26 protein-coding genes are annotated in these 26505 nt (G+C 72.9%); 6 read left to right on the top strand and 20 right to left on the bottom strand.

The annotated features are described in order from the left end of the window. Position 1: 1 nt before the first annotated feature. The 5 genes from E1212_RS11840 to E1212_RS11820 all read right to left on the bottom strand — a co-directional run bounded on the left by E1212_RS11840 (position 2) and on the right by E1212_RS11820 (position 4305). Positions 2 to 967 (bottom strand): aminoglycoside phosphotransferase family protein, encoded by a 966-nt coding sequence (locus E1212_RS11840; RefSeq protein WP_162605434.1) that lies wholly within the window; start codon positions 965 to 967, stop codon positions 2 to 4. Positions 968 to 981: 14 nt separating this feature from the next. Continuing rightward, complete coding sequence (locus E1212_RS11835) at positions 982 to 1917, bottom strand: alpha/beta fold hydrolase (RefSeq protein WP_203416769.1); 936 nt, start codon at positions 1915 to 1917, stop codon at positions 982 to 984. After that, positions 1914 to 2327, bottom strand: coding sequence for a phage holin family protein (locus E1212_RS11830; protein ID WP_131982590.1), 414 nt, complete (start codon positions 2325 to 2327; stop codon positions 1914 to 1916). The genes E1212_RS11835 and E1212_RS11830 overlap by 4 nt, the downstream gene beginning before the upstream one ends. A gap of 122 nt (positions 2328 to 2449) precedes the next feature. After that, positions 2450 to 3739 (bottom strand): Na+/H+ antiporter NhaA, encoded by a 1290-nt coding sequence (gene nhaA, locus E1212_RS11825; RefSeq protein WP_131982694.1) that lies wholly within the window; start codon positions 3737 to 3739, stop codon positions 2450 to 2452. Between the two features lie 92 nt (positions 3740 to 3831). Beyond that, complete coding sequence (locus E1212_RS11820; protein WP_131982588.1) at positions 3832 to 4305, bottom strand: pyridoxamine 5'-phosphate oxidase family protein; 474 nt, start codon at positions 4303 to 4305, stop codon at positions 3832 to 3834. A gap of 64 nt (positions 4306 to 4369) precedes the next feature. Between E1212_RS11820 and E1212_RS11815 the strand changes: the two genes are divergently transcribed. Then, positions 4370 to 5335 (top strand): helix-turn-helix transcriptional regulator, encoded by a 966-nt coding sequence (locus tag E1212_RS11815; RefSeq protein ID WP_131982586.1) that lies wholly within the window; start codon positions 4370 to 4372, stop codon positions 5333 to 5335. A gap of 333 nt (positions 5336 to 5668) precedes the next feature. On the opposite strand, the gene acs is transcribed toward E1212_RS11815, so the two are convergent. The 8 genes from acs to E1212_RS11775 form a co-directional block, all read right to left on the bottom strand. Further along, positions 5669 to 7633 (bottom strand): acetate--CoA ligase, encoded by a 1965-nt coding sequence (acs, locus tag E1212_RS11810; RefSeq protein WP_131982584.1) that lies wholly within the window; start codon positions 7631 to 7633, stop codon positions 5669 to 5671. Between the two features lie 149 nt (positions 7634 to 7782). Beyond that, entirely contained in the window at positions 7783 to 9399 is a 1617-nt protein-coding gene (locus E1212_RS11805) for a solute symporter family protein (RefSeq protein WP_131982582.1), read from the bottom strand. Beyond that, positions 9399 to 9674, bottom strand: a complete 276-nt coding sequence (locus tag E1212_RS11800; protein ID WP_131982692.1) for a DUF485 domain-containing protein — start codon at positions 9672 to 9674, stop codon at positions 9399 to 9401. Before E1212_RS11800 ends, E1212_RS11805 begins: the two co-directional genes overlap by 1 nt. 325 nt (positions 9675 to 9999) lie before the next feature. Then, complete coding sequence (locus tag E1212_RS11795) at positions 10000 to 11727, bottom strand: sodium/solute symporter (protein ID WP_238992320.1); 1728 nt, start codon at positions 11725 to 11727, stop codon at positions 10000 to 10002. Beyond that, entirely contained in the window at positions 11724 to 12083 is a 360-nt protein-coding gene (locus E1212_RS11790; RefSeq protein WP_420814367.1) for a hypothetical protein, read from the bottom strand. The genes E1212_RS11795 and E1212_RS11790 overlap by 4 nt, the downstream gene beginning before the upstream one ends. Positions 12084 to 12090: 7 nt before the next feature. Next, positions 12091 to 12828 carry a LytR/AlgR family response regulator transcription factor gene (locus E1212_RS11785; RefSeq protein WP_131982578.1) on the bottom strand — a complete coding sequence of 246 codons (738 nt, stop codon included), beginning with the start codon at positions 12826 to 12828 and terminating at the stop codon, positions 12091 to 12093. A gap of 62 nt (positions 12829 to 12890) precedes the next feature. After that, a complete protein-coding gene (locus E1212_RS11780; RefSeq protein WP_131982576.1) occupies positions 12891 to 14078 on the bottom strand; it encodes a sensor histidine kinase in 1188 nt (395 codons plus the stop codon). 566 nt (positions 14079 to 14644) lie between these two features. Then, positions 14645 to 15634 carry a threonine ammonia-lyase gene (locus tag E1212_RS11775; RefSeq protein WP_131982574.1) on the bottom strand — a complete coding sequence of 330 codons (990 nt, stop codon included), beginning with the start codon at positions 15632 to 15634 and terminating at the stop codon, positions 14645 to 14647. A gap of 84 nt (positions 15635 to 15718) precedes the next feature. On the opposite strand from E1212_RS11775, the gene E1212_RS11770 reads away from it, so the two are divergent. Continuing rightward, on the top strand, positions 15719 to 16690 hold the full coding sequence (locus E1212_RS11770; protein ID WP_131982572.1) for a LysR family transcriptional regulator: 972 nt from the start codon (positions 15719 to 15721) through the stop codon (positions 16688 to 16690). Here the strand turns inward: E1212_RS11770 and E1212_RS11765 are convergent. The 4 genes from E1212_RS11765 to E1212_RS11750 all read right to left on the bottom strand — a co-directional run bounded on the left by E1212_RS11765 (position 16674) and on the right by E1212_RS11750 (position 20395). Further along, positions 16674 to 17480, bottom strand: a complete 807-nt coding sequence (locus tag E1212_RS11765; RefSeq protein ID WP_131982570.1) for an ABC transporter ATP-binding protein — start codon at positions 17478 to 17480, stop codon at positions 16674 to 16676. The two genes, E1212_RS11770 and E1212_RS11765, sit on opposite strands and share 17 nt — an antisense overlap. Beyond that, complete coding sequence (locus E1212_RS11760; RefSeq protein WP_131982688.1) at positions 17473 to 18441, bottom strand: FecCD family ABC transporter permease; 969 nt, start codon at positions 18439 to 18441, stop codon at positions 17473 to 17475. The genes E1212_RS11765 and E1212_RS11760 overlap by 8 nt, the downstream gene beginning before the upstream one ends. Positions 18442 to 18539: 98 nt before the next feature. Then, a complete protein-coding gene (locus E1212_RS11755) occupies positions 18540 to 19601 on the bottom strand; it encodes a FecCD family ABC transporter permease (RefSeq protein WP_131982568.1) in 1062 nt (353 codons plus the stop codon). A gap of 68 nt (positions 19602 to 19669) precedes the next feature. Next, positions 19670 to 20395, bottom strand: a complete 726-nt coding sequence (locus tag E1212_RS11750; RefSeq protein ID WP_131982566.1) for a class I SAM-dependent methyltransferase — start codon at positions 20393 to 20395, stop codon at positions 19670 to 19672. Between the two features lie 94 nt (positions 20396 to 20489). On the opposite strand from E1212_RS11750, the gene E1212_RS11745 reads away from it, so the two are divergent. Then, positions 20490 to 21107 carry a PadR family transcriptional regulator gene (locus tag E1212_RS11745; RefSeq protein ID WP_131982564.1) on the top strand — a complete coding sequence of 206 codons (618 nt, stop codon included), beginning with the start codon at positions 20490 to 20492 and terminating at the stop codon, positions 21105 to 21107. Then, a complete protein-coding gene (locus E1212_RS11740; protein ID WP_131982562.1) occupies positions 21104 to 21679 on the top strand; it encodes a DUF1707 SHOCT-like domain-containing protein in 576 nt (191 codons plus the stop codon). Before E1212_RS11745 ends, E1212_RS11740 begins: the two co-directional genes overlap by 4 nt. Before the next feature lie 125 nt (positions 21680 to 21804). On the opposite strand, the gene E1212_RS11735 is transcribed toward E1212_RS11740, so the two are convergent. Beyond that, positions 21805 to 22812 (bottom strand): phosphotransferase, encoded by a 1008-nt coding sequence (locus E1212_RS11735; RefSeq protein ID WP_131982560.1) that lies wholly within the window; start codon positions 22810 to 22812, stop codon positions 21805 to 21807. A 76-nt stretch (positions 22813 to 22888) separates the two neighbouring features. Here E1212_RS11735 and E1212_RS11730 point away from each other — a divergent pair, with 76 nt between their 5' ends. Then, positions 22889 to 23605: a Fic family protein gene (locus E1212_RS11730; RefSeq protein ID WP_131982558.1), complete on the top strand. Its 717-nt coding sequence runs from the start codon at positions 22889 to 22891 to the stop codon at positions 23603 to 23605. Positions 23606 to 23837: 232 nt separating this feature from the next. Here E1212_RS11730 and E1212_RS11725 read toward each other — a convergent pair whose 3' ends face one another. Continuing rightward, the gene (locus E1212_RS11725; protein WP_131982556.1) at positions 23838 to 24752 is read right to left on the bottom strand and encodes a hypothetical protein; all 915 of its coding nucleotides are present in this window, start codon (positions 24750 to 24752) and stop codon (positions 23838 to 23840) included. Positions 24753 to 24853: 101 nt separating this feature from the next. On the opposite strand from E1212_RS11725, the gene E1212_RS11720 reads away from it, so the two are divergent. Then, the gene (locus E1212_RS11720; protein ID WP_131982554.1) at positions 24854 to 25318 is read left to right on the top strand and encodes a tetratricopeptide repeat protein; all 465 of its coding nucleotides are present in this window, start codon (positions 24854 to 24856) and stop codon (positions 25316 to 25318) included. Positions 25319 to 25533: 215 nt separating this feature from the next. On the opposite strand, the gene E1212_RS11715 is transcribed toward E1212_RS11720, so the two are convergent. Then, positions 25534 to 26343 (bottom strand): HAD family hydrolase, encoded by an 810-nt coding sequence (locus E1212_RS11715; RefSeq protein WP_203416768.1) that lies wholly within the window; start codon positions 26341 to 26343, stop codon positions 25534 to 25536. Between the last annotated feature and the right edge of the window lie 162 nt (positions 26344 to 26505).

Here is a 26505-nt window from a genome sequence, read left to right as displayed (position 1 = left end):
CTCAGCGCACCGGCCGGGCGAGGTCGACGGTCTCGAGGGCGGCCGACGCCCGGCAGACCTGCGTCAGCCGGTCGCGGCCGAGGTCCTCGAAACCGCGGTCACCGACGGCACGGGCGTTGGCGACGTGGTTGACCAGCTCCAGCAGCTCGACGAGCTCGACTCGCTCGGGCCACCGCGGCGGCACGTCCGCCGGGTGGTAGGCCGCCTCGAACGCGGCCCGCGCGCCGGGATAGCGCGGGAACACCTGCCACCGCAGCTTCACCAGGTCGACGGCGGGGTCCCAGGCCTCGGCCCCGTCGAAGTCGACCAGCGCGGCCAGCCCGGCATCGGGCGTGGCGAGCAGGTTGTCCAGGTAGAGGTCGCGGTGGCACGGCGCCGGCGCGACCGCCGCTGAGACCCGCTCGGCCAGGTCCGTGATGCGCCCGGCCAAAGCGGCGAACGCCGCGGGTTGGAACGCGTCCGTCGCGGCCACCCGGCCGGCGACCTGCGGAAGCCGGTACGCGACGTAGCCGGTCCACCGGGCGAACACGGGCGCCGACCCGTCCAGCCGGGACGAGAACGTCTCGAGGTCGATCGCGTGCAGCCGGCGCAACGCCGTGCCGAGGTCGCCGAAGAACCGGCCGACGGCCGCGTCACCGCGGAGCACGGATGCCGGCTCGACGCCGTCGACCCAGGTGAGGAGTCGCATCGCGGCCCCTCCGGCCTCGGGACAGTGCGCCTCGAACGCCGCGAGGCGCGGCGCGGGAACACCGGCCCGGCGGGCGAGGTCGTAGGCCGACGACGCCGCCGACCACTTCTCGGCCGACGCCGGGTCGCCGAACTTCACCAGGAACCGCTCGCCGCCGTCGGCGGTGACCCGCCAGTTCTGGCCGCCCCAGCCGCGTGGCACCCGAGCCGCGTCGCTGGTCTCGCTTCCCAGCGCGCGGGCGGCGGCGGCCAGGACGGCCTTCGCGGCGACGGCGGTCACCCGACTGTCCGGGTTCAGAGTTGGTCGTGGCGGGCGCGCTGCTTGACCAGCCAGTCGAGCAGCGCGTCGGTGACGGCGGCGGGCGCCTCCTCGTGCGGGAAGTGACCGGCGGACTCGAGCGACAGCCAGTGGTACTCGCCGCCCACCATCGTGCGCGACGCCGCGGCGAGGTCGATGTCGACGTTGGAGTCCTGGGCACCGTGCACCTGCAGGACCGGCATGGTGAGCGGGTCCTGGACGCGCTTGGCGAAGCGCCGGCCGTCGCCGCGGAACAGAGAGCGGAACAGCCAGCGCTGGTACTCCAGCGCGCAGTGCGGCGCCGGCCACAACTGCATGGCGGCGCGGTAGTGGCGCGAAGCTTCGTCGTCGGGGAAGGCGGAGCCGGGGGCTGACCAGCGGCGCAGCAGCGTCTCGACGTGCGCGCCGTCGTCGGCGACGAGCCGCCGCTCCGGGGCCATGGGCGTCTGCACCCAGGCCAGCGAGCCACTGTGCCGTAGCCGGCCCTTCAGCAGGTGCCGGCGCAGGATCAGCGGGTGCGGCATCGACAGGACGGCGAGCGCGTCGACGTGCGCGGGCCGCATGGCTGCCGCCGTCCACGCCCCGTAGGCGCCCCAGCCGTGCCCGACGAGGACGGCGCGCCGCTCACCGAGCGAGCGGATGGCGCCGGTGATGTCCGCGGCGAACGTGAACGCGTCGTACCCGCGCGGGGTCTTGTCGCTGCCGCCGGCGCCGCGCAGGTCGAGCGCGACGGCGCGCCAGCCGGCCGCGGCGAGCGCGGGCAGCTGGTGCCGCCAGGCCCACCAGAACTCGGGGAATCCGTGCAGGAGCAGGACCAGCGGCCCGTGGCCCATCTCGGCGGCATGGAACTGGGCGCCGTTGGCGGCGACGGTGCGATGCGTCCATGGGCCCGGGATCTCGACCGTCTGGCGATGTGCGTCGTTGGTGATCACGTGCTGTTGCTCGACCTCGTCAGGGCTCGGGCGGCGTCGCGAGCGGTGACCTTCGTCCGCTCGGCCATGGAGATCCTGCCGAACCGGCCGCGGGCCAGGAGCAGCAGGACGAGTGCGACGAGCACGTAGAAGCCGGCGACCACGAGGAACGACCAGCCGAGCGCCAGGCCCAGCGCGTGCACACCGTAGACCAGCGCGAACGAGCCGAGAATGACCGCCAGCAGGAGGAGGACCGCGGCCGCCCCGGACATCGCGCCGCCGAGGGCCGCGGACTTCGCGTCCTCTTTCAGCTCCGCCTTGGCCAGCGCGATCTCGTCGCGGACCAGGCCGGTGAGGTCGTCCTTGATGGAGCTCACGAGCCGGCCGATGGAGGCGGGCCCGTCGGCCTCACTGGTTGCCCGTGCGGCCATCTGCCAACCCCCTCGTCGCAATACGTCACGAGTCACGACGGCCGCGACGGCGGTGCCGGCGTGGCCTCGTGTTCGACTCTAGAGCAGGTCGGCGAACATGGTCGCGAAGACGGGCCGACGGGTCATCCCTGAGTGTCCTGCCCGTCGACCTCGTAGACGTCAGGGATCCCGTCCCGGTCCTCGTCGCGGGACTCTTCCTCCGCCATGCGCCGGTAGATCGTGTTGCGCCTGGCCAGCAGCACCGTGGCGATGAGAGCGGCGAGTATCGAGCCGACCAGGACAGCGGTCTTGACCAGTTCTTCCATGTGCGGGTCGTCGCGGAACGCCAGCTCGCCTATGAGCAGCGAGACCGTGAACCCGATGCCCGCGATGGTCGCCAGTCCGAAGACGTCGCTCCAGGTGAGGTCGGGGTTCAGCTCCGCCTTGGTGAAGCGCGCGATCAGGTAGGTGCCGCCGAAGACCCCGATCGCCTTGCCCGCCACCAGCCCGAGAACGACACCCAGCGCCACCGGCTCGGTGAACACCTCGCGGATCGACGGGCCGGAGACGGTGACGCCCGCCGCGAACAGCGCGAAGATCGGCACGCACAGGACGGCGGAGAACGGCCGTACCCGATGCTCGATCCGCTCCGCGGGCGCTTGGTGCTCGCCGGCGCGGCGGTGAGCGCGGGTCAGCAGACCGAACGCCACGCCCACGACGGTGGCGTGCACGCCGCTCTCGTGCATGAGTGCCCACGCCACGACGCCCATCGGCACGTAGAGCCACCACGCATGGATGTTGCGGCGCTGCATGAGGTGGTAAGCGACGAGGATGGCCGCCGCGCCGGCCAGCGGCCACAGCCGCACGTCGGTCGTGAAGAAGATCGCGATGAGCAGGATGGCCAGCAGGTCGTCGACCACGGCGAGCGTCAGCAGGAACGCGCGTAGCGCCGACGGCAACTGCGATCCGATGACGGCCAGCACGGCCAGGGCGAAGGCGATGTCGGTGGCGGTGGGCACCGCCCAGCCGTCCGGGCTGCCGCCGCCGATGCCGTTGACCAGGAGGTACACGGCGATCGGGCCGATCATCCCGCAGGCCGCCGCGACGATGGGCAGGATCGCCTCGGCCGGTCGGCGCAGGCTGCCGACGACGAGTTCCCGCTTCAGCTCCAACCCGGCGACCAGGAAGAAGATCGCCAGCAGGCCGTCGGCGGCCCAGGTCGCGAGGTCGAGGTCGAGGTGTAGCGACGCCGGGCCCACCGTCGTTGTCCGGAGGGCCTCGTAGGAGCCGCTTGCGACGTTCGCCCACAGGAGCGCGGCGGCTGCGGCCAGCAGCATGAGGAAGCCGCCAGTCGTCTCGCTGCGCAGCACCGAGGCGACGTACTGGGCCTCGGGCCAGGTGGACCGGGCGAACAGGCGGCGGGGCACGGGCATCACCTTCTGTGTCTGGGCGCGCGACGGCGTGACGCCGACCAGACTTCCCGGCACACCTGCCGTGTACTTTATCGTCCACTCCTGGACCGGTCCTAGCGGGTGAAGGTGCGCACGGGCTGCCCGGGCCGCCAGAGCCGGATCTCCATCCCCGTCCGTGCGTCGTTCAGCCCGGCCAGCACGACGTCGTCGAGGCCGAGCCGGAACAGGTGGAACGGTCCCGGCGGCAGCTGCGCCGCATGGGCGCTGCGATAGGCCTCGTACTCGGCACCGACGACCTCGACGGCCCGGCCGGAGACCTTGAGGTCCGGCGTCGTCATCGACCCGTCTCCGGGGTTGGAATGCAGCGAGTAGCGGGGGTCGCGCTGCAGGTCCCGCGCCTTGAGCGCGCCCGGCATGGATCCCAGCGTCAGGTGCTCGCCCTCGAAGGCGACCTCGGTGCCGCTGACCCGCGGCGAGCCGTCGGCCCGCAGCGTCGCGAGCACGTGGTGCAAGGTGGCGGTGAGCCGGTCGCGGGCGACTTCCGCGAGCTCGGGCGCCTCGTCCTCGAACTGTCTCCAGGTGGCCATGGTCCCCATGGTCGCGCCACATCGCTGACACCTTTTGTCAGCTTCTCCGGGTAGGTTCGGCGGTGTGAGAGCCAGCCGGCTGATGGCGATGATGCTGCTGATCCAGCAGAAGCGGACGGTCACGGCCGCCGAGGTCGCCCGCGAGCTCGAGGTGTCCGTGCGCACGGTCTACCGCGACATCGCCGCGCTGCAGGCGTCCGGCGTGCCGCTGTGGACGGAGTCCGGGCCGGGCGGCGGCATCCGGCTGGTCGAGGGCTGGCGCACCACGCTCGACGGGCTGACCGGCGACGAGGCGGCCGCGCTGTTCGTCGGCGGCGTCCCGAGCGCCGTCGCCGACCTGGGGCTGGGCACCGTCCTGGTCGCCGCACAGACCAAGGTCATCGCCATGCTGCCGCCGGAGCTGCGCGGCCGGGCGGCCCGGTTGCGCGAACGCTTCCACGTCGACGCACCCGGCTGGTTCGACACGTCGGCGCCGCCCGCACACCTGGCGGCGGTGTCCGACGCGGTCTGGTCCGGCAGGCGGCTCGACGTGTCGTACCGGCGCTCGGACCGGACGGTGTCGCGGCTGCTCGACCCGCTCGGGCTCGTGCTCAAGGCCGGCACCTGGTACCTGGTCGCGGCGCACCGCCGGCAGGTGCGCACCTACCGGGTCGGGCGCATCGACGCCGCGACGGTGCGGGCCGAGACGAGCTGGCGGCCCGACGGCTTCGACCTCGCCTCGTGGTGGGCGGCGTCGTCGGCGGAGTTCGACCGGTCGCTGCTGCGCTACCGCTGCCGGGTGCGGCTGTCGCCGTCGGCGCTGCGGCGGCTGCACACGGCGGTCGGCGCGCTGGCGGCCTCTCAGGCCCGGGCGACGGCGTCGGAACCGGACGCGGACGGCTGGTCCGCCGTCGAGCTGTGGACCGAGGCCGAGGAGGTCGCCGCGGCCCAGCTCTTCACCCTCATGAACGGCGTCGAGGTGCTCGAGCCCGGGTCCCTGCGCGCCACCCTGCACACCGTCGCCCTCGAGGTCGCCGCCCACAACGCCTGAGAACCGAGTTCCAGGAAATCTGGAACCTGCCGTGGCCATGTTCTGGTTCGAGGCCCGAAGACGTGAATCTCACCGCGGTGAGTTCCAGCACTCGAGGACGCGATGGACTGCGCCCGATCGGGTCGCTCGTGCCGATGGGTGGAACTGATGGTCGTACCGGCAAGGAGTACGACCACATTGCCTACGTTCCCGCTCGTCGAGCTGCACATCCTCCGGCCGTACGGTGGTGAGCATCCACGGCGTTTCGTTGCAGCAGACGTGCTTTCGGCGATCCAGGGTCGCCGAACCTGATCGGCCGGCCGCGGAGCAGCCCGGCCGGCCGATCAGAGCGGGTCAGTCCTCGGACGAGCTGCTCTGCGACAGGCCCTCGCTGATGAGGTTCATGACCGTCGGGTCGGCGAGCGTCTGGACGTCACCCAGCTCGCGGTTCTCGGCCACGTCGCGCAGGAGGCGGCGCATGATCTTGCCCGAGCGCGTCTTCGGCAGCTCCGGCACGATCATGATCTGCCGTGGCTTGGCGATGGGGCCGATCTCCTTGGCGACGTGGTTGCGCAGCTCCTGCACGACGTCGGCGCCGCCGTCGCCCGCGCTGGCGCGCAGGATGACGAACGCGACGATGCCCTGCCCGGTGGTCGGGTCCGAGGCGCCGACGACGGCGGACTCGGCCACCTTCGGGTGCGAGACGAGGGCCGACTCGACCTCCGTCGTCGAGATGCGGTGGCCGGACACGTTCATGACGTCGTCGACCCGGCCCAGCAGCCAGATGTCGCCGTCGTCGTCCTTCTTGGCGCCGTCGCCCGCGAAGTAGCGGCCCTCGAAGCGCGACCAGTACGTGTCGATGAAGCGCTGGTCGTCGCCCCAGATGGTGCGCAGCATGGACGGCCACGGCTCGGTGAGCACGAGGTAGCCGCCGTGGCCGTCGGGCACCACGTTGCCGGCGTCGTCGACCACGTCGGCCGAGATGCCCGGCAGTGCCTTCTGCGCCGAGCCGGGCTTCGCGGCGGTGACGCCGGGCAGCGGGCTGATCATCACGGCGCCGGTCTCGGTCTGCCACCAGGTGTCGACGACGGGGGTGCGGTCGCCGCCGATGACGCGGCGGTACCAGATCCACGCCTCCGGGTTGATCGGCTCGCCGACGCTGCCGAGGACGCGCAGCGACGACAGGTCGCGCCGGCCCGGGATCTCCTCGCCCTGCTTCATGAACGTGCGGATGGCCGTGGGCGCCGTGTACAGGATGGTGACCTTGTACTTCTCGACGATGTCCCACCAGCGCCCGGGCTCGGGGAAGTCCGGCGTGCCCTCGTACATCACCTGGGTGGCGCCGTTGGCGAGCGGGCCGTAGACGATGTAGCTGTGGCCGGTGACCCAGCCGACGTCGGCCGTGCACCAGTAGACGTCGGTCTCGGGCTTGAGGTCGAAGACGTTGCGGTGCGTGTACGCCGCCTGGAGCAGGTAGCCGCCGGACGTGTGCTTGATGCCCTTCGGCTTCCCGGTGGTGCCCGACGTGTAGAGGATGTAGAGGGTGTCCTCGGCGTCGTGGGGTTCGGGGGTGTGCTGGTCGGACTGCCGGTCGACGATGTCGTGCCACCAGACGTCGTGGCTCCCGTCCCAGTCGACCTCCTGCTCGGTGCGGCGCACGACCAGCACCTTCTCGATGGACGGCGACTTGGCGACGGCCTCGTCGACGGCCGGCTTGAGCGCCGACGGCTTGCCGCGCCGGTACCCGCCGTCGGCCGTGATGACCAGCTTGGCCTGGGCGTCCTCGATGCGGCTGCGCAGCGCCTCGGCCGAGAACCCGCCGAACACGACGGAGTGGATGGCGCCGATGCGGGCGCACGCCAGCATCGAGACGGCCGCCTCGGGGATCATCGGCAGGTAGATCGCGACGCGGTCGCCGTGGCCGACGCCGAGCTCGGTCAGCGCGTTGGCGGCCTTCGAGACCTCGCGCTGCAGGTCGGCGTAGGTCAGTGTGCGGGTGTCGCCCGGCTCGCCCTCCCAGTGGAGCGCGACGCGGTCGCCGTTGCCGGCCTCGACGTGCCGGTCGACGCAGTTGTACGCCACGTTGAGCTTGCCGTCGACGAACCACTTCGCGAACGGCGGGTTGCTCCAGTCGAGCACCTGCGACCACTCGGAGTCCCACGACAGCAGCTCGCGCGCCTGGCGCTCCCAGAACGCCAGCCGGTCCGCTGCGGCCTCCTCGTAGAGGTCCGCCTTGGCGTTCGCCTGGGCGGCGAACTCCTCGGACGGCGGAAAGCTCCGGTCCTCGTGCAGCAGATTGGAGAGAGCGTCATTGGTCACGTTCGTCTGCTCCTCATGTCGGTGATCGTGGTGCCTGCGGGGTCCCGGCGGCGCACCCGGACGCGCTGCCGTCTTACCTCACCATCGCACGTGCCCGCTGGGCAAGGACGACGAGGTCGACGGCAGCGCGCGCCGGGGGCTGGCGCGGGTCAGTGCGAGGAGGTGGCCTTCTCGGCGCCGGCGCCCGAGAGCGACCGGACCTCCATCTCCGCGTACTTCGCCTTGTTGTACTCCTTCGACAGCCGGGTGCCGATGAAACCGAACAAGAATCCGGCCGGAATCGACACGATTCCCGGATTGTCCAGCGGGAACCAGTGGAAGTCGACGTCCTGGATCATCGACAGGCTGCGGCCGGTCTCCGGGTTCTCGGGCTTGCCCGACACCACCGGCGAGAAGACGATCAGCGTCACCGCGGTGAGCAGACCGCCGTAGATGCTCCACACCGCGCCGCTGGTGTTGAACCGCCTCCAGAACAGCGAGTAGAGGATCACCGGCAGGTTCGCGCTGGCGGCGACGGCGAACGCGAGCGCCACGAGGAACGCGACGTTCTGGCCGTTGGCCAGGATGCCGCCGACGATCGCCACCGCGCCGATGACCACGGCCGTGAGCCGGGCGACCCGCACCTCGTCGTTGGCCGCGACCTCGCCCTTCTTGATGACGTTGGCGTACACGTCGTGCGCGAACGAGGCCGACGCCGTGATCGTCAGCCCCGCGACGACGGCGAGGATGGTCGCGAACGCGACGGCCGCGATGATGCCGAGCAGGATGGTGCCGCCCAGCTCGTATGCCAGCAGCGGCGCCGCGGAGTTCACGCCGCCCGGGGCGCCCAGGATCTCCTCCGGCCCGACCAGCGCGCCGGCGCCGTAGCCGAGCACCAGCGTCAGCAGGTAGAACAGGCCGATCAGGGCGATCGCCCAGGTGACGCTGTGCCGGGCGTCGCGCGCCGTCGGCACCGTGTAGAAGCGCATCAGCACGTGCGGCAGGCCGGCGGTGCCGAGCACCAGGGCCAGCGCCAGCGAGATGAAGTCCAGCTTCGAGGTGTCCGTCGCGCCGTACTGGTTCATCGGGTCCAGCAGGCCGGCGGCGCCGCCCGCGCTGTCGACGGCCGCGCCGAGCAGTTGCGACAGGTTGAAGTCGTGCTGCGCCAGCACCCAGATGGTCATGACGAACGCGCCGGTGATGAGCAGGATCGCCTTGACGATCTGCACCCACGTGGTGCCCTTCATGCCGCCGACCAGCACGTAGAAGACCATCAGCGCGCCGACGACGCCGATGACGACGCCCTGCCCGCCGCGGTCGGTGACGCCCAGCAGCAGGGCCACGAGGCCGCCCGCGCCGGCCATCTGCGCCAGCAGGTAGAAGAACGACACCGCGAGCGTCGACGTCGCGGCCGCCGTGCGCACCGGACGCTGACGCATCCGGAACGACAGCACGTCGGCCATGGTGAACCGGCCGGTGTTCCGCAGCAGCTCGGCGACCAGCAGCAGCGCGACCAGCCACGCCACCAGGAAGCCGATGGAGTACAGGAAGCCGTCGTAGCCGTAGACGGCGATGGCCCCGGCGATGCCGAGGAAGGACGCCGCCGACAGATAGTCGCCGGCGATGGCGATGCCGTTCTGCTGGCCGGTGAACGCCCGGCCGCCGGCGTAGTAGTCCGCCGCGGTCTTGTTGTTCCTCGACGCGCGCAGCACGATGACCAGCGTGATCGCGACGAAGATCGCGAAGATCGTGATGTTGACCCCGGGGCTTCCGACATGGGTGTCCATCAGCGCGCCCCTTCCAGCTCGTCGCGGATCTGCGTGGCGATCGGGTCGAGATTGCGGTCGGCGTGGCGGATGTAGAGCCACGTGATCAGGAACGTCGACGCGAACTGGCCGAGGCCGAACAGCAGGCCGACGTTGATGTTGCCGGCCACCCGCTGCGACATGAAGTCGACCGCGTACGTCGACAGCAGGTACCAGGCCAGGAACGCGGCGGTCATGGGGAAGGCGAAGTTGCGGAACCGCTTGCGCAGCTCGGCGAACTCCGGGCTCGCCTGCATGCGCTCGTATTCCTCGGCGGTGGGTATGGCGCGCTCGGGCGGGGGTGTCTCGAGACTGGCCACGTTCCGACCTCCTCGTCGTCATGTGGTCCGGGTCACAGTGATCCGGTTCGAGGCGCCACGGTAGGGCTGTGCGCTGCTGCCTCGGGAGATGGCTCGCGCGGGCCTGCGCCGAGCGGCACGAGAGTGCGGCGTGCGGACGTCCGCCCTGCGACGAACGGTCGGTGCCCTGCGACGAGCGGTCCGGTCCGTCGCCATGATCATGGTCTCTCGCGGCGCGTGAGCACCCGCGAGCGCACATGATCATGAGCGAGATCGCCGCCGGTCACGTGCGCCAGCGGTCCTCGGGATCCCAGTCGCCGCGGTTGAGGTCGAGGTTCTCGGGCGTGTGCAGCCGGACCATGGTGCGGTTCACGCCCGGCGCCAGGTGCTGCTGGGTCCCGAGCGACACGGCGATCATCACGACGAAGGCGAGCGGCATGGTCCATGCGGCCGGCTGGGCCAGCAGCGCGCCCACCCACCCGGACTGCGGCCCGCCCAGAATCGTCACGACGACGGCGGCGGTGGACGCCCCGCCGCCCGCCAGCAGGCCGGCCACCGCGCCCGGCCAGGTCAGCCGCCGCCACCAGATGCCGAGCAGCAGCAGCGGGCAGAACGACGACGCGGCGACGGCGAAGGCGAGCCCGACCACGTCGGCGATCCCGAGGAACGGACTGGTCAGCGCCAGCCCGATGGGGACCAGCAGGGCCAGGAACGCGCCCAGCCGGAAGCCGGTCACCGGGTTGCGGACCCGGCCGTGCAGCAGGTCCTGCGACAGCACGCCCGCCACCGACACCGTCAGCCCGGACGACGTCGACAGGAACGCGGCGAACGCGCCCGCCGTCACCAGCATCGACAGCGCCTCCCCGGCCACGCCGTCGACCAACCGGGCCGGCAGCACCAGCACGACGGCGTCGGTGCGGCCCGTCAGCAGCAGCTCCGGCGTGTACAGCCGCCCCAACGCTCCGTACAGCCCGGGCAGCACGTAGAACACGCCGAGCAGCCCGAGCACCGCCAGCGTCGTGCGCCGCGCGGCCCGCCCGTCGGGGTTGGTGTAGAAGCGCACGAGCACGTGCGGCAGCCCCATCGTCCCGAAGAACAGCGCGATGATCAGCGAGTACGTCGCGTAGAGCGGGTGGTCGCCGCCGGCGGTCAGCGGCAGCGCCCACGACTCGCCGGTCATCGGGGTCAGCGACGACGCGTGCGGGATGGGCGCTCCGGCCGGGAAGTCCAGTACGGTCCCCGCCGAGACCTCGTGGGGCCCCGGTTCCAGCACGAGCGGCTCGCCGTCCGCGACGACGGAGATCTGCGACGGCACGTCCACCGTCACGTCGATGGTGACCTCGACCGACGTCGGCTCCTCGAACACCGGCGAGCCCGGGGTCGCCAGCTCGGGCCGTCCGTCGCCGACCCAGACCAGGAGCAGGAAGAGCGCCGGCACCAGCAGCGCCGTCAGCTTCAGCCAGTACTGGAACGCCTGGACGAACGTGATGCTGCGCATGCCGCCACCGAGCACGCTGACCAGCACGACGACGGCGACGACGACCGGCCCGGCCCACTGCGGCGCTCCGGTGACGGTGCGCAGCGTCAGCCCGGCGGCCTGGAACTGCGGCAGCAGGTAGAGCCAGCCGATGGTGACGACGAGGATGCTCGCCATCCGGCGCGCCGCCGACGACTCCAGCCGCGCCTCGGCGAAGTCCGGCAGCGTGTACGCGCCTGACCGCCGCAGCGGCGCGGCCACGAGCACCAGCAGCATGAGATAGCCCGCGGTGTAGCCGACCGGGAACCACAGCATGTCGGTGCCGTACGCCAGCACCAGCCCGGCAACGCCCAGGAACGACGCCGCGGACAGGTACTCGCCGCCGATGGCCGACGCGTTCCACCACGGCGTCACGGTGCGCGAGGCGACGTAGAAGTCGCTGGTCGTGCGGGCCGCGCGGACGCCGTACATGCCGATGAGCACCGTCGCCAGCGCCGTCAGGACGACGGCGGCGATGCCGGTCGGCGAGCTCACGACCGGTTCACCATGTCGCCGAAGTCGCGCTCGACGCGTTCGGCCGCGCGCACGTAGAACCAGGCAGCCGCGACCAGCGCCGGGTAGATCAGCCCGCCGAGCACCAGCCACGGCAGCGGGATGCCGGCCAGCTCGATCGCGCTGATCCGCGGCGCGAGGGCGAACAGCAGGGGCAACGTCGCGAGCAGCCCGAGGACCACGCCCGCCACGGCCAGGCTGAGCCGGAGCTGGGCCCGCAGCAGCGCCCGCATGTACACCTCGCCGAGCTGCGTCTGCGCGTCGATCTCCGCGGTCACCGCCCGTCGCCGGGCCGGCGGCCGGCGCCGTCGGGGGCCCGTGACGGTGACCCGCTCCATCACCGGGTCACCCCGTTCCGCCGGCCCGCCGGACCAGCCGGTCGCGCAGGTCGCGGGTATGGCGCCGGCTGACGGGGAGCGTGGTGTCGCCGATGACGACGGTGTAGCGCCCGGCGTCGGCGCGCAGCTCCTCGATGGACGTGAGCGCGACGAGGTAGCTGCGGTGGATGCGCACGAACCCGGCCGGCGCCCAGCGGTCCTCGAGCGTCGCGAGCGGCACCCGCAGCAGGTGGCTCCCGCCGTCGGCGGTGTGCAGCCGTGCGTAGTCGCCCTGGGCGCTGACGTAGGCCACCTCGCTGCGGCGGATGAACCGGGTGACGCCGCCGAGCTCGACGGAGATGGTCTCGTCGTCCCCGTCGTCGCCCGCGGATGACCGCGCCCCGTCCACCGCGTCGGTCGCGCGCCGGATCGCCTCGAACAGCCGCTCGCGCCGGTACGGCTTCATGACGTAGTCGACGGCGTGCAGGTCGAACGCGGTGACGGCGTGATCGTCGTAGGCCGTGACGAAGACGACGGCGGGCGGGCGGCGGAACCGGGCCAGCACGCGCGCGAGGTCGAGCCCCGACAGACCCGGCATCCGGATGTCGAGGAAGACGGTGTCGACGTGCTGCTGCTCGAGCAGCCGCAGCGCACCGGCCCCGTCGCCGGCGGTCAGCACCTGGCCGACGTGCTCGTTCTGCTCCAGCAGGAAGGCGAGCTCCGCCAGCGCCGGTGGCTCGTCGTCGACCGCCAGAACGCTGAGCATGGCCGCGAGGCTAGTGCCGGGCGCCCGCCGAAGGCCAGCGTCGCGCGGTGCGACGCCCGGCGTCACGTCGCGTGCACGCCCGGCCGGTACTTCGGCACCCGCAGGCTGACCTTTGTTCCGGCCCCGTTCGCGGTCTCGATGACCAGGCCGTACTCGTCGCCGAAGACCGCACGCAGCCGCTCGTCGACGTTGCCGATGCCCACCCGATCGCCGGCGACGTCGCCGGCCAGCAGGCCGCGCGCGAGCTCCGGATCCATGCCGACGCCGTCGTCGTCGATGCTGATCAAGGCCTCGTTGCCGGCGTCCTCGGCGACGATCGTGATGTGCCCGGGGTCGGAGCGGCCCTCGAGCCCGTGCCGGACGGCGTTCTCGACCAACGGCTGCAGGCACAAGAACGGGACGGCGACGGGGAGCACCTCGGGCGCGACCCGCAGCGTCACCGACAGCCGGTCGCCGAACCGGGCCTTCTCGAGCGTGAGGTACCGCTCGATCGAGCGCAGCTCCTCGGCCAGCGTGGTGAAGTCGCCGTGCCGGCGGAACGAGTACCGGGTGAAGTCGGCGAACTCGAGCAGCAGCTCGCGGGCGTGCTCGGGGTCGGTGCGCACGTACGACGCGATCGCGCCGAGCGCGTTGTAGATGAAATGCGGCGAGATCTGCGCCCGCAGCGCCCGGATCTCCGCCTCGGCCAGCTTGGCTCGCTCGCGGTCGAACTCGGCCAGCTCGAGTTGGCCGGACACGAACCGGGCGACCTCCTCGACGGCGCGGACCAGACCGGCCGACGGCCGCGCCGACGTGTAGGCGATGAGCGCGCCGGCGACGCGGTCGTCCATGGTCAGCGCGGCGGCGACGGCGTGCCGGACGGGGCAGTCGAGGCGGTCACACTCGACGGCGGGCGGCCCCAGGACGTCGGTGTTGCCGCCGTCGAGCGCCCGGGCCGCATGCCGCCGCACGTTGTGGATGTGCTGGTTCGCGCCCACGCCGTCCCAGGTGACGACGCCGTCGCCGTCGGTCAGCGCCAGCGCGGGCGTGGCCAGCAGCTCGCGCAGGTGCCGGACCGCCTTGTCCGCGCCGGCGGCCAGCCCGGCGCGCAGCTCGGGCGAGGCGAGGCTGGTCGTGTGCAGAATGCGGTAGGTCGTCTGGTCCTCGGTCGTCCCCAGTACCAGCCGCGAGCGCACCAGCCGGGTCAGCAGGACGGCCGCCAGCGACACCGCGATGACCGCGACGACGAACACCACGACCTGCGACTCCATGCACCGGACCCTACTGGGCAGCGATGACCTCCTCGGCCCGATCGGCGGCGGCGTCAGCCTGCGGCCCCGCCGTCGGAGCGCGCCCGGACTTGTCGGTTCCCGCCCGTAGGGTGGGGCTCCCTCCCAACCGGGCGGGGTCGGCGGAGGACCAAGCCGGGTCGGCGGAAGGACCAAGCCGGGTCGGCGGAGGACCAAGCCGGGTCGGCGGAGGACCAAGCCGGGTCGGCGGAAGGACCAAGCCGGGTCGGCGGAGGACCAAGCCGGGTCGGCGGAGGACCAAGCGGGGTCGGCGGACGACGGGTGGTGGCCGACCCGACCGGCGGGGGCTGACGTCGTCATCCTCCCGTCGGAGCGCGCCCGACCTGTCGGTTCCCGCCCGTAGGGTGGGACTCCCTCCCCACCGGGCGGGGTCGGCGTAGGACCAAGCGGGGTCGGCGGAGGACCGGGCGTGGCCGACCCGACCGGCGGCGGCTGACGTCGTCGTTCTTCCCCGGAGCGCGCCCCAACATTGTCGGCATTGTCGGTTCCCGCCCGTAGGGTGGGACTCCCTCCCAACCGGGCGGGGTCTACCCCAGACGGGCCGCGACCGGTTCCGTCGTCTCCCGGGCGATGCAGTGGCGCAGCTCGGCCCCGCTCGCGTTGCCGCCGGTGCAGACGACGCCGACCCGGCGGCCGGTGAAGCGGTCCGGGTCGGCCAGCACGGCAGCGGTCGCGGCCGCGCCGGCGCCCTCGGCCAGGAGGTGGGCGTCGTGCAGCAGCCGCCATTGCGCCGCGGCGATCTCGTCGTCGCCGACGAGGACGAAGTCGGCCAGCCGGTCGCGCAGGATCCTCTGCGGCAGAGCGAAGCCGGACCCGGTCGCGAGCCCTTCGACGGCGGTCCGGTTCGGCCGCCGCACCAGCTCGCCGCCGCGCCACGAGTCGCGCGCCGCGGGCGAGTCCGCCGCCTGCACCGCGATGATTTCGCAGCCCGGGGCCAGCGCCGCCGCGACCAGGCAGGCCGCCGCCGCCCCGCTGCCGCTCCCGACCGGGACGACGACGGCGTCCAGGTGCGGCTGCTGCGCGAACAGCTCGGCGTACACCGTCGCGACCCCGGCGATGATGTCCGGCTCGTCGGCCGCGCTCACCAGCCGCATCCCGCGATCCGCCGCCAGCGAGCGTGCGTACGGCGCGGCGTCGTCGAAGGTCGCGCCGTGCTGCACGAGCTCCGCGCCGAGACGCCGGACGGCGTCGGCCTTGGCGCGGTTGGCCTGCTCTGGCATGACGATGGTGCACGGCACGCCGAACAGCCGCGCGGCGTAGGCCAGCGACTGAGCGTGGTTGCCGGTGGAGTAGCCGACCACGCCGCGCTCGCGCACCGCCGGGTCGAGCCGCGACAGCAGCGTGATGCCGCCGCGCACCTTGAACGCGCCGGTGGGCTGGGTGTTCTCGTGCTTCACGAACACCGTCGCGCCGGCCGCGGCGTCGAGCGCGGGGTAGTTCCAGGTCGGAGTCGGCGGCAGGTGCGGGGCGAGCAGCCGCTGGGCGTCGAGGACGTCGGCGAGCGTGGGTGGCTCCATGCGCCCCACGGTCGCCCGACGCGCACCCATAGGTCCAATGCGGGTTTTCTACGTCTTCATCAATGCTGCCTATAGTTCCTGCTCATGCTGGATCTCACGCGGTTGCGTGTGCTGGTCGCCGTCGCCCGCGAGGGATCGGTCACGGCGGCCGCCGACGCCCTGCACTATGCGCAGCCCTCCGTCAGCCACCACCTCGCCCGGCTCGAGGCGGAGGTCGGGATGCCGCTGACGCAGCGGGCCGGCCGCGGGCTGCGGCTGACCGAGGCGGGGGAGCTGCTGGCCCGTCGCTCCGCGGAGATCCTGGGCCAGGTCGAGGCGGCCGAGGCCGAACTGTCCGCCCACGCCGGCCTGCGCACCGGCCGGGTGCGGCTGGCGGCGTTCCCGTCGGCGCTGGCCACGCTGGTCCCGGCGGCCGCGGCCCGGTTCAGCGCGGCGCACCCGGACATCGAGCTCGCGCTCACCGAGGCCGAGCCACCCGCGGCGCTGACGGCGTTGCGCACCGGCGACGTCGACGTGGCAGTCGTGTTCGCCTACGGCCCGCTCGAGGAGCGCGACGTCACCGTCGAGCCGCTGCTCACCGAGCCGCTGTACCTCGTGACGCCCGCCGGTGTCGTGCCCGTCGGTGTCGCGGGGTACGGTCCCCGCCCGGCTGGGAGGGTGCCCACCCTACGGGCGGGCACCGACAGAATCGCGCGTGCCGCGCCCGCCGACGGCCTCGCCGCGCACGCGAACGCTCGCTGGATCGCCGGCTGCGAGCGGTGCCGCGCGCACCTCGTCGAGTCGTGCGAGCGGGCCGGGTTCAGCCCCGCCATCGCGTTCGAGACCGACGACTACGTGGCGGTCCAGTCGCTGGTCGCGGCCGGGCTGGGCGTGAGCACGCTGCCCGGGCTGGCGCTGACGGCGAACCGGCATCCCGGCGTCGTCGTCGAGGCGCTGCCGGACGACCGCCGCACCGTCGCCGTCGCCACCTACGGCCGCTCGCCCGCGCCGCTTCCCGTCCAGGCGTTCCTGACGGCGCTGCGCGCGACGGCCGCCGGCTTCACGAACTGGTGCTGAGGGCCTGCCGTGCGGCGGGGATGACCAGCGGCGTGCCGGTCTCGGGGTCGTCGATGATGCGGCAGTTCAGCCCGAAGACCTCGCGGACCAGCGTCTCGTCGACGATCGCGCCCGGCGCGCCCTGGGCCACGATCTCGCCGTCGCGCATGGCGATGAGGTGCGAGGCGTAGCGGCAGGCGTGGTTGAGGTCGTGCAGCACGGCGACCAGCGTGCGGCCGTGCGAGACGTGCAGATCGTGGCAGAGGTCGAGCACCTCGATCTGGTGCGCGATGTCGAGGAACGTCGTCGGCTCGTCGAGCAGCAGGATCGGCGTCTGCTGGGCCAGCACCATGGCCAGCCAGACCCGCTGCCGCTGCCCGCCGGAGAGCTCGTCGACGCGGCGGTGCCGCAGGTCGGTGACGCCGGTGTTCGCCATGGCCTCGGCGACGGCCTCGGTGTCGGCCGCCGACCACTGCCGGAACAGCCGCTGGTGCGGGTAGCGGCCGCGGGAGACGAGGTCGGCGACGGTGATGCCCTCGGGCGCGACCGACGACTGCGGCAGCAGCCCGAGCCGGCGGGCCGCCTCCTTGGTCGAGTACCGGGTGATCAGCTGCCCGTCGAGGTGGACGGCCCCGGCCGACGGCTTGAGCATGCGGGCCAGCGCGCGCAGCAGCGTCGACTTGCCGCAGGCGTTCGGCCCGACGATGACGGTGAACGAGCCGTCGGGAATCGAGACGGACAGCCCGCGCGAGATGACCCGCTCGTCGTACGCGAGTGTGAGGTCGTTCCCGTGCAGCCGGGGTTCAGACATGGTTGCGCCGACCTTCCCGCGCGAGGAGCCAGACGAGGTACAGACCGCCGATGCACACCGTCACCACGCCGACCGGCAGCGGCGACGGCAGCACCCACTGCGCGACGAGGTCGCTGGCGCCGAGCAGGGCCGCCCCCATCAGCGCCGCCGAGCCGACCGCCGCCCCCGCGGCGCCGGTCAGCCGCCGGGCCAGATGCGGCGCCGCCAGCGCGATGAACGCGATCGGCCCGGCCGCCGCGACGCTGATCGCGGCGAGCACGGTGGCGGCGATCAGCATGCCGAGCCGGACCCGTTCCGCGTCGACGCCCAAGCCGGTCGCGGCGTCGTCGCCCATCTCGATCATGCGCATCGGCCGGGACAGGACGGCGAGCAGCGGCGCGATGACGGCGACCCCGATGCCGACGGCCGTGACGTGGTCCCAGGCGCGGGTGTTCAGCGACCCGGTCAGCCAGACCTGCGCGCTGGCGGCCTGGATGAGCTCGGCGCGCATGAGCAGGTAGTGGACGCCCGACGTCAGCATGGCGCCGGCCGCGATGCCGACGAGGATGAGCCGGAAGCCCTGCACGCCGCGCTTGTAGGCGAGCAGGTAGACGGCGACCGCGGTGACCACGCCGCCCGTGACGGCGCCGCCGGCGACCTGCAGCATGCCGCCGCCGGCGACCAGGATGACGAACACCGCGCCGGCCGACGCGCCGGAGGTGAAGCCGATGACGTCGGGGCTGCCCAGCGGGTTGCGCGACAGGCTCTGGAACACCGCGCCCGACGCTCCGAGCGCGCCGCCGACCAGGAACGCGACCAGCACCCGGGGAAGCCGGCGGCCGTTGACGATGAAGTCGGCCAGCGGGTCCGGCGGGTTCCCGAACAGCGTGCGCACCACGTCGGCCGCGGAGATCGTGTAGTCGCCGACCGCCAGCGACGTGAGGAAGACGGCCACCATGACGGCGACCAGCAGCGAGCACATGAGCAGGACGCGGCGGTCGAAGCGGACGGACGCGTCGCGCGGGCCGCGCAGCACGTACGCCGTCGGCGACAGGCCGGTCGGCTCGACGGTGAGGCGGCTCACGACGACACCATCCGCCGACGGCGCACCAGCGCGATGAGGACCGGGCCGCCGACGACCGTCGTGACGATGCCGACCGGAAGCTCGCCGGTGCCCAGGACCACCCGGCCGACGATGTCCGACACCAGCATGAGGATCGGGGCGACCACCAGGCAGAACGGCAGGATCCAGCGCTGGTCCGGGCCGGTGAACGCGCGCACGACATGCGGCACCATGAGCCCGACGAACGCGACCGGCCCGATGGCGGCCGTGGCGGCGCCGCACAGCAGCGTCACCGCGAGCACCCCGACGATGCGGGCGAGCATGACGTTCACGCCCAGGGCGGCGGCGGTGTCGTCGCCCAGCGCCATCGCGTCGAGGGTGCGGGCCAGGCCGAGCGCCAGCAGCACGCCGACGACGATGAACGGCAGCACCGCGCCGACGGTCTCGACGTCGCGGCCGGCCAGCGAGCCGACCTGCCAGAACCGGAACACGTCGAGCACGTGCGGGTTCGAGATGATCATCGCGTCGGTGAAGCCCAGCAGGACCGCCGCGAGCGCGATGCCGGACAGCGCCAGCCGCACGGGCGAGGCCTGCCCCCGTCCGACCATCGCCAGCGCGTAGACGACGACGCTGGCCAGCGCAGCCCCGGCGAACGCGAACCAGATGTAGCCGGTCAGGCCCATCGACCCGAACAGCGTCACTCCCAGTACGACGGCGAACGCGGCACCGGCGTTGACGCCGAGGATGCCGGGGTCGGCGAGCGGGTTGCGGGTGAGCGCCTGCATGAGCGCGCCGGCCAGCCCGAGCGCGATGCCGCACACCAGCCCGAGGATGGTCCGGTTGACCCGCATGTCGCCGACGATCACCTGGTTGTCGGCGTCGCCGGTCTCGAACAGCGCCCGCACCACGTCGTCCAGCGGGATGTACTTCGCGCCGATGGCGATGCTGGCCAGGCACGTCACCGCCAGCGTCACCGCGCAGACGGCCAGCCAGAACAGCCGGCCGCGGGTGGTGCGCACCAGCCCCGCAGCAGCGGTCCGGGCGTCGCCGACCGGCTGCTCGACGGTGGGGACTGGCATGAGCAGAGGCTAACCTTAGTAGGGCAGAGCGCGCGAATCGTCGCCCTCGCCGTGCCCGGCGCCGGCCGTCAGCCGCGGCGGGAGCGGAAGCAGTACGTCAGGTAGGGCAGGACGACGCCGTCGGGCGCGGCGACCCGGTCGTAGAGCTCGCCGACCCGGACGAGCAGGGCGGCGCGCTGGTCCCTCGGCAGGACCGCGACATAGGAGCGCGACTCCACCAGCCCGAGCAGGCCGTCGCGGTCGAGGCGCTGCTCGTGCCGGAACGTGCGCGGCTCGACCGGGCCGAACGGCGGGATCACTTGGGGATCGTCGGCCCGCCGGCCCTCGTGGTCGCCGAACATCGACCAGAGCTCGTCGACCCAGCCGACGGAGTCGTCGCGCAGGTTCCAGACGATGCCCAGCCGGCCGCCCGGGTGCAGCACGCGCGCGATCTCGGGCAGCGCGACCGCCGGGTCGAACCAGTGGTACGCCTGCCCGGCCGTGACGACGTCGACCGACGCGTCCTCGAGCGGAAGCCGTTCCGCCGACCCCACTCGAGCGTCGACCGCCGGCAGCGCCGTCCGCAACTGCGCCAGCATGGGCTCGGACGGGTCGACGGCGACGACGTCGTGACCGGCGGCGACGAGCGACCGGGTCAGCTTGCCGGTGCCCGCGCCGAGGTCGAGGACACGGACCGGAGTGTCGCCCGTCAGCCAGGCGACCGCCTCGGCCGGGTAGCCGGGACGGGCGCGCTCGTAGACGTCGGCGACGCCGCCGAACGACGTGGCTCGCCGGCGGAACTCGTCGGTCGTCACCTCGTGACTCTAACGCTCTTCGGGGCCTTGTTCTCAGAACGGTCACGATATATCGTCAGAGTATCGCGACAGTTCGACGGAGTGGGTGACGGAGATGCACGGACGACGCGGAGGCCACGGCTTCGGGCCGTGGGACATGTTCGGAGGCAGCGGCGGTGGCCGCGGGTCCTGGGGCGGCGGCCCGCCGTGGGCGGCCGGTCCGTGGAGCGGCCCGCCGCCGTGGGCCCGGCGCGGTCCGAAGGCGCGGCGCGGCGACATCCGCGCGGCGATCCTCGGCGTGCTGGCCGACCAGCCGATGAACGGCTACCAGATGATCCAGGAGATCGCCGAGCGCAGCGGCGGCGCGTGGAAGCCGAGCCCCGGCTCCATCTACCCGACGCTGCAGCAGCTCGAGGACGAGGGCCTCGTCCGCGCCGAGGACCACGGCGGCCGCCGCGTCTTCCGGCTGACGCCCGAGGGCGAGGAGTACGTCCGGGCGCACGCGGCCGAGGTCAACGCGCCGTGGGAGGCGATGTCGGCGAACGCCGAGGGCGACGACGCCGCCGGGTTGCGGCCGCTCATCGGCCAGACGGCGTCGGCGCTGTGGCAGATCATGGCGACCGGCAGCCCCGACCAGCAGGCCCGAGCCCGCGACGTGCTGTCCGACACCCGGCGCAAGCTCTACGGCATCCTTGCCGACGGCGACGACGACGCCGAGGGTGACCCGCGATGACCGGCCAGGTGCCCGGCGCGTTCCGGGTCGGCGACGCCGAGCGCGACGCCGCGGTGTCGGCCCTCGGCGAGCACTTCGCCGCCGGCCGCCTCACCAAGGACGAGTTCGACGAGCGGTCCGGCCGCGCCTGGTCCGCCCGCTACGCCGGCGACCTCGACGAGCTCTTCACCGACCTCCCGCAACCGGTCGCCGTCAGCGCCGAGTCCCGGCCGTCGGGGCGCCCGGCCGGCGCGGCTCGGCCTCCGTGGCCGAAGCTCCTGGTCATGCTCCCGCTGGCGATCATGGCGATCGGCGGGCTGCTGTTCCTCATCGTCGTGACGGCGCCCTGGCTGCTGTTCATCGTCGGCATGCTGTTCCTGTTCGGCGGGCCTGGCCGCCGCCGGCGCCGGCACGGTCAGTGGCACGGTGAGTGGCACGGCAACGGGCACGACGGTGGCGCGCGTCCCGGCTGGGGTCCCGCCCCGCGCGGCGCCCGTCCGGGCTGGGGTCCCTCGAGCGGCGCTCCGTGGGGCCGGGCGGCGCACGAGTGGCGTCAGGCCGCCGGCGCCGGCTGGGGCTGCGGGCGCTACTGAGCGCCCCACCCGAGCAACCACGACGACGAACCGAGAGCCGGTCCCGGACCTCCGGACCGGCTCTCGCCCTGCTCGCCTGCGGCCGCGTCGACCCGATCAATCAGGCGTCACGCCCCAGCCGGCGGTCAGGCGCCGAGGTCGAAGGGCGACTCGGCGAGGATCGCGGCCAGCGCCTGCACCGGTGCCCGCTGGAACGGCTCGGCGTTCTCGAAGCCCTGCGGCCGGAGCCCGCGCAACCAGACCAGCACGCGGGCGACCTTCCCGGCACGGCAGGCGAGATCCAGCTCCGCGACCAGCTCGTCCCGCGAGCCGAGGTCGCCGAACGCCTCGAGATAGGCGTCGCGGACGCGCCGCACGCCGGGGTCGTCGTCGGGCCGGTGGTGCTGCAGGCGGAGGAATCCGAGCGTGACGAGCATGCTCGTGAACGGATGCGCCACGACGCTGTCGCCCCAGTCGTAGAACCGCGGCGTTCCTCCGGGCGTCACCAGGACGTTCCAGGCATGCAGGTCGTGGTGGTCGAGGCTGGCCGGCACGGCGCCGGAGGCCAGCCGGTCGCACCAGTCCTCGACGAGCGGCCGCGCGGCGGCGGCCCGGCGCAGCACCTCGCGGTCGTCGTCGGTGGCGTGGTGGCCGAGGTAGGCGCCGACGGCCTCGAGGGCCTGGTCCAGTCGCTCGGGCAGCGCCGGCGGGCGCATGTCGGCCAGCCCGAACGACAGCAGCTCGGCGACGTTCCCGGACAGGTCGCGCTGCAGCTCGGCGTAGTGCGGGATCGCCTCGGCGAGGGCGCCGGGCAGGTCGTCGGCGCAGACCTGCTCGCCGAGCGGGGTGCCGCCGTCGGGGAGCAGCAGCCAGCCGCGCTCGACGTCGGCGGCGAGGGGCACGAGCACCCAGCGGGGCGCGGCCTGCGCCAGGAGTCCGTAGAGCGGCACCTCGAACGCCGTCTCGGAACCGGGTGCCTTGAGCCAGACCGGTCCGGCGTCGGTGGGCGCCCGGAGCGCCGTGGCCCAGAGCCGCACGTGCGGCTGGGTGACGGGACCGGTGCGCGTGCGACCGGCCGCCGCGAGCTGCTCGTCGAGCCAGCCCGTCGCGGCCGCGAGCCACTCGGCGGACGTCCAGGGCTCGATGGTCGTCACGCATCCTCCGTTCTTCGCGGGTCCGCGCCATCGTGCCAGGCGACGCCGACGACCGCGCGCTCCCTAGGCTGTCGGCATGGACGATCCGTTCGCGGGGGTGCTGACGCTCACCGGCGTGGGCGCCGCCGCCGCGCAGGCCCGCAGCTCGATCGACGCGCTGCTGCGGCATCGGGCGTTGCGCCGCGACGCCGGCCGGGTCGCGTCGGAGTCGGCGCTGCGAGGTGCGCGAGCGTCGGCGACCCTCGACGGAGGCGACCCGGACGCCGTCGACGATCCGGTGCTCCAGGGTGCGCTGCGCGTGACGGCCGAGGTGCCCGAGCTCGCGCAGGTGTGGAGCCGGTCGCCGCGGCAGGCGCTGGCGCGGCTGCACGTGCTGGCCGCACGCGACCTCGTCGACGATCCCGACCGGCTGGGCCGGCCGCGGGCCGGCGCCGACGCCGTCCGGCTCGACCAGTTGTTGCGGCTGGCGACGGCGCCGACGGCGGCTCCGGGGGTGGTCGTCGCCGCGCTGGCGCACGGCGAGCTGCTGGCGCTGCGGACGTTCGGGACGGCCGACGGCGTGGTGGCGCGGGCCGCCGAGCGGGTCGTGCTCGTCGCGCTGGGCGTCGACACGAAGGCGGTGAGCGTCCCCGAGGCCGGACACCTCGCGCTGGCCCGCGCCTACGAGCCGCTGGCCCAGGCCTACGCGGACGGCCGGCCCGACGGCGTGAGCGCCTGGATCCGGCACTGCGCCGACGCGTATGCCCGTGGGGCCGAGGCGGGGCTCACGCTGGCCGAGGCGACGCGGGCCTAGGTCCGGCGCACATGCGAGCGGCGCCCCGCGTGAGGTAGGGCGCCGCCGCTGACACGGCTGAACAGGGGTACCAGAGCGTGCATCTCGTCCGTCGCCCCGGCATTCCCGGAACGACTGCCCGTACATGGGTTGATCGCCGCGTGGGTTCCCTCCGCCGTGCTGTGGACCTTTCGGTCCGTACCTCATGTGTAGGCCATCGCGCGGCGTGGGCGAAAGGGCAACGGGGAGATCTTTACGTTTCGCAGACCCGGACGGCGAGCCGGACCAGTTCGATCAACGTCGGATTGTCCAGCGGCTGCGACACCCGGGTGTCCATGGACTCGTTGTGGATGTTGACGGCGACGGTCGCCTCGGAGAACCGCGCGGCGGCCTCGCAGTCCGTCACCGTCCACAGCGTCTCTACCTGCACGGTGCCGCCGGCCTCGACATCGACCGGCAGCGGGTCGGTCTGCATGGTGAAGCCCGGGGTCGTCGTCTCCATGGCCGTGACGGTGAGCGGGTCCTGGGCGCCGTTGGTCACCGGCAGCATGATGCGGGCCCCGCTGGCATCGGCCTCGATGGTCCGGGTGTCGCCGATGAAGACGCCCGTGCCGGCGGAGGAGTCGCAGCCGCCCTGCCAGGCCCAGATCAGCTGGTCGTCGCCGGGCTGACCGGCCACGACGACGGTCTGCTCGCCGGTCCCGGTGCGCACGTGGACCCGCAGCGTCCCCGGCGGGCGGGTGTCGCAGTCGGCCTCGACGTCGGTCCCCACCCGGACCCACTCGCCAGGCGCGGCGGTGACGGACTGCTGGTCCTCGTCGCCGTCCTCGCCCGTGACCGCGGTGAAGCCGTCGACGTCGACGGAGAGGATCTCGACCTCGCGCGGCCCGCTGTTGACGAGGTTGACGGTGAGCCGCTGCGCATTCGACGAGAGCGGCGAGCCGTACTCGACGTCGACCGTGCCGCGGACGAGGTCGACCTCGCTGTACTCGGCGGCGTCGTTGCGGGCGTTGTTGGCGACGATCCCGATGACGGCGCCGAGGATCAACGCGGCGCCCAGGCCGCCCCACCGCTGCCAGGCCGGCGTCGGGCCGGCGTCGTCGTCCCGGTCGTCGGCCGGACGCATGGTGCCGAGCTGGAGCGGCTCGGAACGGTCGTCCTCGCTCATGAAACCGATTGTTGCGCGAAGTGGCTCGTTTCGCACAGCACAGAGGGGTCACGGTTCGTTCCGTTTGCGAGGTCTGCCCTTGGGGGCCATGATCGGAAACCATGGTGAACCGGGGGAACCGGCTCAGATACGTCATGTGGATCGTTCTGGCCGGCGTCGTGCTGCTGCTCGCTGCCCTGATCGTGGCCATCGCGATGGACGTCCAGATCTCCACCGCCGCCTCGGCGGCGATCCTGGCGGCCTGCGGTGTCATCTCGGCGGCGCTCATCATCAGCAGCTCGCGGCTGCCGGTGAGACGCGCGGTCGGTCCGGCTCAGTCGGCTCACGACTCGGGACAGGTCACGGACCCGTCCGCGGGCAACATCTCCAACTGGATGTTCCTCGCCGACGCGTACGTCGAGCGGCGTGAGTACGAGTCGGCGGAACGGTTCTACCGCCGCGCCGCCGACGCGGGCCACGGTCCGGCCATGGCCCGCCTCGGCGAGGTGCTGTACGAGCTCGGACGCGACGACGAGGCCGCCTACTACCGCGATCGGGCGCGCGAGATCGGCGAGGTGGGCGATTAGTCCGGTCGATTGTGGTCGCGCAGCGGGTTGCGCGCTCGGCGCGAGCGCGACGGCGACGCGGCGACGGCGGACGCGGCGGCTGGGGACGCGGCGGCTGTGGCGGACGTCCGCCCGGCGGGCTGTGTCAGCGGACGCCGCGGCTGCAACGAACGTGGTCCCGGGTTGAACCTCTCAGGTGACCACGGCGGCACCGCGGGTTGCGCCGTGACTCCTCATCAGGATCGCCGGCGGCGGACGGCGTACCACGCCAACCCGGCTGCGGCTGCTCCGGCGCTGATCGCCGCCGCGGCGATCGCGGGCTTCGGCGCGTCGCGGATCGAGGCGCGCTGGCGCAGCGCGACCGGCTTCGAGAAGACGATGGCGGGCCAGCCGTGGTCGGCGGCGGCCTTGCGCAGCGCGCGGTCGGGGTTGACGGCGTACGGGTGGCCGACCGCCTCGAGCATGGGCAGGTCGGTCACGGAGTCGGTGTAGGCGTAGCTGCGGGCGAGGTCGTAACCCTGGTCCTTGGCCAGCTCGCGGATGGCCTCGGCCTTGTTCGCGCCGTACGCGTAGTAGTCGATCTCGCCGGTGTACCTGCCGTCGTCGCCGACGACCATGCGGGTCGCGATGACGCGGTCGGCGCCGAGCATCTCGCCGATCGGTTCGACCACCTCGGCACCGCTCGACGAGACCACGACGACCTCGCGGCCGGCGAGGTGGTGCTCCTCGATGAGCGTGACCGCCTCGTCGTAGACGATGGGGTCGACGATGGTGTGCAGCGTCTCGGCGACGATGTCCTTGACGACCTGCACGTCCCAGCCGGTGACCAGGCCGGACAGGTACTCGCGCATCCGCTCCATCTGGTCGTGGTCGGCGCCGCCCACGAGGTAGACGAACTGAGCGTACGCGCTGCGCAGCACGGCTCGGCGGTTGATCAGACCGCCCTGGTAGAAGCTCCTGGAGAAGGCCAGCGTGCTCGACTTCGCGATGATCGTCTTATCGAGGTCGAAGAACGCCGCGGTCGCGGGGTGGTCGTCGTTGTCCACGAGGTACGAGGATATCGATCTGGATCCGAGACCGCCCCGCAACAGGTCGGTCGCGCCTCCCGGATTAAAAGTTCCTCACGTGTGTTTGGCCCCTCGGGACGCTGGGCACGATGCCTCTCGGCGGCACCCCCCCGCCGCCTTTTGACCCGGCCAGGGGGGCGG

Origin of the sequence: Jiangella ureilytica, from assembly GCF_004348545.1 — a bacterium.
GTDB lineage: Bacteria > Actinomycetota > Actinomycetes > Jiangellales > Jiangellaceae > Jiangella > Jiangella ureilytica.
Note: the sequence above shows the minus strand (reverse complement) of the source record. Positions and strands in the feature narration are given on the sequence as shown.